The organism is Cellulomonas biazotea, assembly GCF_004306155.1.
Lineage (GTDB): Bacteria > Actinomycetota > Actinomycetes > Actinomycetales > Cellulomonadaceae > Cellulomonas > Cellulomonas biazotea.
This window is the reverse complement of record NZ_BIMR01000096.1, coordinates 1-4,454: the sequence shown is the minus strand read 5'-3', so window position 1 is coordinate 4,454 and position 4,454 is coordinate 1. Positions and strand designations below refer to the sequence as shown.

At 75.3% G+C, this 4,454-nt stretch carries 5 protein-coding genes; 2 read left to right on the top strand and 3 right to left on the bottom strand.

What is annotated here, in order from left to right; all coding sequences use genetic code 11:
• The 3 genes from CBZ_RS07870 to CBZ_RS07860 all read right to left on the bottom strand — a co-directional run.
• Nucleotides 1–823 (bottom strand): hypothetical protein (locus CBZ_RS07870; RefSeq protein WP_218022729.1); only part of this gene is annotated, 823 nt, incomplete at its 3' end.
• A 96-nt stretch (nt 824–919) separates the two neighbouring features.
• Entirely contained in the window at nt 920–2,155 is a 1,236-nt protein-coding gene (locus CBZ_RS07865; RefSeq protein ID WP_130781022.1) for a YibE/F family protein, read from the bottom strand.
• Complete coding sequence (locus CBZ_RS07860) at nt 2,152–3,438, bottom strand: YibE/F family protein (RefSeq protein ID WP_246013144.1); 1,287 nt, start codon at nt 3,436–3,438, stop codon at nt 2,152–2,154. Before CBZ_RS07860 ends, CBZ_RS07865 begins: the two co-directional genes overlap by 4 nt.
• Nucleotides 3,439–3,628: 190 nt before the next feature.
• Between CBZ_RS07860 and CBZ_RS07855 the strand changes: the two genes are divergently transcribed.
• Together CBZ_RS07855 and CBZ_RS07850 are read left to right on the top strand one after the other, a co-directional pair.
• Nucleotides 3,629–4,150, top strand: coding sequence for a PadR family transcriptional regulator (locus CBZ_RS07855; RefSeq protein ID WP_165446701.1), 522 nt, complete (start codon nt 3,629–3,631; stop codon nt 4,148–4,150).
• A partial coding sequence (locus CBZ_RS07850) for an MFS transporter (protein ID WP_130781020.1) occupies nt 4,147–4,454 on the top strand: 308 nt, incomplete at its 3' end. The genes CBZ_RS07855 and CBZ_RS07850, both read left to right, overlap by 4 nt.

Here is a 4,454-nt window from a genome sequence, read left to right as displayed (position 1 = left end):
GCGCGGCCTCGGGTGCGAGCCCTGCGGCGGCCTCGCGGACGGGGTCGACGGCGATGACCCACCCGACGACGGCCGGTGCCGCCTCGCCGTCCTGCAGCCGGTGCACGAGCCCCCGCACGTCGTCGCGCGCCGACGCGAGGAACGACGCCGGGATGAGGCGCGCGAGCGCGGCGAGCGCCTTCTCGACGATCTGCGCGCCGAGCTTGACGAACCGGTGCGCGTACTCGCCGAGCCGGGTCTTGCCGCCGATGTTCTTGATGAGGTCGTCGACCCCGCCGGGGGCCCGTTCGAGGGCCTTCGTCACGGCGTCGGACATGACGGACGCGGCCGAGGCGGTCACGGCGTCGAGGGTCGTGTCGAGCTCGCGGCGCAGCCGGTCGGTCGCCGCGCCGACGTCGGCGGACGGCTCGGACGCGGCGAACCCCCGCGCGGCGGGCGCGTCGGCGGTGTCGAGGACGGTCGCCACGTCGTCGAGCGCGCCGACGGCGTCGTGCAGCGGGGCCGTGTCGCGCGGTGCGCCCTCCGCCCCGACGGCTGCCCCGGCGGCGAGCAGGGCCTGCCCGACGGACAGGTCGGCGAGGACCTCGGCGAGGGCGTCGTCGACGGTCACGGGCTCGGCGGGCGCCCGCGGGCCTGCGTCGCCCGTCGCGTCGAACCCGCGCTCGGCTCCGGTGGCCTGCTCGGTCCGCGCCGCGGCGGCGGCCTCGAGCCGCTCCACGAGCTGCGGGTCGGGGACCGGGTCCTCCTCCAGCGAGCGCAGGAGCAGGCGGGCCTCGCGGGCCACCGATCGGGTGGACCCGGCCAGGGACTGCGTCGTCGTCATGGTCGTCGCCCCCTGCGCACCTGTGGCGTCGTCCTGTCCAGTTTGCGCTCAATCGCGCGCTATGTCAGCAGGTGACGCGGGTGATCACGGGCGGCGTCAGTGCCGGTGCCCGCCGCCCGACACGCGCCCCGGGGCGAGGCGCACCGCGGACACGGCGGCGACCGCGGTCGTCAGCGGGATCGCCAGGACCAGGCCGATCGACCCGGCGAGGGTGCTGACGACCTGCTCCGCGAACGCGCCTGACGTGAGCGTCATCCCGAGCGGCTGCTCGTAGAGCTCGAGCAGCAGCAGGACGGGCAGCGACGCCCCGGCGTACGCGAACGCGATCGTGTAGACGGTCGACGCGATGTGGTCGCGCCCGATCCGCATGCCGCGCCCGAACAGCGACCGCCACGACGCGGCGGGGTCGGCCGCGCGCAGCTCGAACACCGCGGACGCCTGCGTGATCGTCACGTCGTTGAGCACGCCGATGCCCGCGAGCACGACGCCGCTGAGGAAGACGCCCTGCAGGATCCGGACCCCGTCGTCGCCGAGCAGCCGCGCGAGCTGGTAGGTGTCCTCGGTCGACCCGGGGTGCAGGTGCGCGACGCGCGCGCCGACCACACCGAGGACCGTGACGAGCAGCAGGCCGCCCAGGGTGCCGAGCAGCGCGGTCGTCGTGCGCAGCGAGAACCCGTGCGCGAGGTACAGCACGACGACCACGACGAGCGTCGCCGCGGACAGCGTCGCCACCAGCGCGGGCTGACCCTGCACGAGCGCGGGCACGAGGTGCACGGCCAGGACGAGGAACGCGATCGCGAGGCCGACCAGCGCCCGCAGCCCGCGCATGCCCGCGACGAGGACGGTGACCAGCGCGAACGCGAGCGCGAACGCCGTGAGCGGGACGCCGCGGCGGAAGTCGCCCCACGCCCAGACCTCGTCGCCGGTGTCGTCGGCGGGGTAGTGCTCCAGGACGACCGACGTGCCCGGCGGGACGTCGGCGCGGGTCAGCCCGGACGTCGCGATGACCTCGACCGTGGTGCCCGCCGCCGAGCCCGAGGTGACCTCCGCGCTCACGTGCAGGCAGCGGACCGTGGTCGGGACCGACCCGTCGGGCTCCATGTCCTCGACCGTGCCGTCGCACGTGTCCCACCGGGAGCCGACGACCTGCGCGGGCACCCGCTCGACCTCGACGTCCACGAACCCGGTGTCCGGGCGGGTGTCCTCGCCGGGCCACGTGAGGGCCGTGCCGAGGACCGCGGCGAGCGTCGCGAGCACGACGAGCGCGACGAGGACGACGCCCGTGCGGGACGTGCCCGTCGGGCGCGGGCGGGTGGTGGTCTCGACGCTCACGCGGGCATTCTGCCGTCGGTCGCGGGTTCGGGCGCGGTCCCGTCGACGGGTGCGGCCGCGGTCGTGGGTGCGGCGCTCAGCCGGACGAGCAGCGCCGCGAGGGCCGTCGTCACGGGGATCGCCAGGACCAGCCCGATCGAGCCGACGAGCGTCCGGACGGCCTCCTCGGCGACCTCGCCGCTGGTCAGCACGCCCAGCAGGCCGCGGTCGGTGAGGCTCACGAGCAGCACCAGCGGCAGGGCCGCGCCGACGTACGCGAAGACGATCGTGTAGACGGTCGACGCGATGTGGTCCCGGCCGATCCGCATGCCCTGCCCGACGAGGTCGCGCCACGTGCTGCCCGGACGTGCCGCGTGCAGCTCCCACACCGCGGACGCCTGCGTGATCGTCACGTCGTTGAGCACGCCCAGCCCGGCGAGCACCATGCCGCACAGCAGCACGGACCGCAGCCGGACCTCGGGTGCCGCCGCCATCAGGTCCAGCGCGTACTCGCCCGACAGGCCTGTGAGGTGCGCCTCGCCGCCCGCCCACGCCGCGATCGCCGCCGTCGCGACGAGGCCGACGAGCGTCCCGGCGAGCGCCGTCGACGTCCTGACCGAGACGCCGTGGGCCAGGTACAGGACCGCGTACATGATGACGACGCTGGTCACGAGCGCGACCGCGACCGCGGGACGCCCCTGCAGCAGCGCGGGCAGCGTGAACGTCCCGACGACCAGCAGCCCCGCCCCGAGCCCGACGAGCGCCGCGAGGCCGCGCCAGCGCGCCACGAGCACGACCAGCCCCGCGAACACGGCCGCGAGCAGCAGCATCGGCGGGCCGCGCTCGAAGTCGGCGAACAGGTACGTCGTCGTCATCACGGGGTCAGCCGGCGCGGGCTGCGTGAGGTCGGTCCCGACGTCGGGCGTCGTCAGCGCCGCGACCCGCAGCCGGTCGCCGACCGCGACCTCCGGGACGTACTCGGGCGGCACGTGCACGTCGACGACGTCACCGTCGTCGAGCCGGACCGACGCCTGGTCCATGCCGGTCGCGTCGGGCCTGACGTCGACGACCTCGCCCGCGGTGTACGACATGCCAGGGCCCGCGGTGTCGATCACGGGCGGGCGGGCGTCGGCGTCGGGCCACAGCCACCACGCCCCGACGAGCGTCAGCAGCAGCACCGGCACGAGCGTCGAGGCGAGCACCAGCCGGGCCCGGGCCGCCGTCGCGCGCCGTGCGGCGACGGCGGTCGCGGTCGGCGGCGGGTCGTCGAGGGGCGTGTCCGTCGACAGGTGGCTGTGGGGCACGTCCCAGCATCGGCCACGGCGTGCCGCGGCCCGACGACCGACGCGCCGGGCGGACGGCGCCAGGTCCCGATGCGGGCGTCCGCGGCGTGGCGCGGTCCGTCCCGACGGCCTGGACGTGCGGCCCTCGTCCGTGCTTGCCAAGAGACCTACGACCTGGCTAGGTCACCACCACCTATGTCAGTGTGGACGAGTGATCGACATCCTGGTCCTCGGGGTCCTGCGCCACGGTCCGGTGCACGGGTACGAGCTCAAGCGACGCGTCCAGCGGCCCACGCTGCGTCCGCTGAGCAACAACTCCCTGTACCCCCTGCTGCGGCGCTTCGAGGAGCGCGGCGCGGTGACCAAGCAGGTCGAGACCGCCCACGGGCGGCCCGCCCGGAACACCTACGCCCTCACCGCCGCGGGGCACGAGCTCTTCCACGAGCTCGTCACCACGATGACCCCCGACCAGGCGGGCCGGGACGAGGACTTCCTGCTGCGCGTCGGGTTCTTCGCCGAGATGACCACCGACGAACGGCTCGGGGTCCTGTCGGCGCGCGACGCCGCGCTCGAGGAGCAGATGGCGCAGGCGACCGAGCTCCTCGCCCAGGGCCGGGACCCCGACGGCTGGCGCGCCCGGTCGATGCACCACCTGCTGGACCAGCTCGCCCGCAACCGCGCGTTCGTGGCCGAGCTCGTCGAGGTCGTCGCCCGCGACGGCGGCGGGCGGTGACCGGGGTCGACGTCGAGGTCGGGGCGGAGCGGGTCTCCCTCGGCGCGGTCGCGCGGTTCGGACTCCTGGTCGGACCGGTCCTCAGCATGCTCGACTCGAGCGTCGTGAACGTGGCGGTGCCCGTCATCGCCGACGACCTGGGGGCGGGCCTGCACGAGGTGCAGTGGGTGGTCAGCGGCTACCTGATGGCCCTGGGGCTCTCGCTCGCCGCCACGTCCTTCCTCGCGCGGCGGTTCGGGACGCTGCGGGTCTACACCGTGAGCGCGGTCGCGTTCGTCCTCGTGTCCGCGGGGTGCGCGCTCGC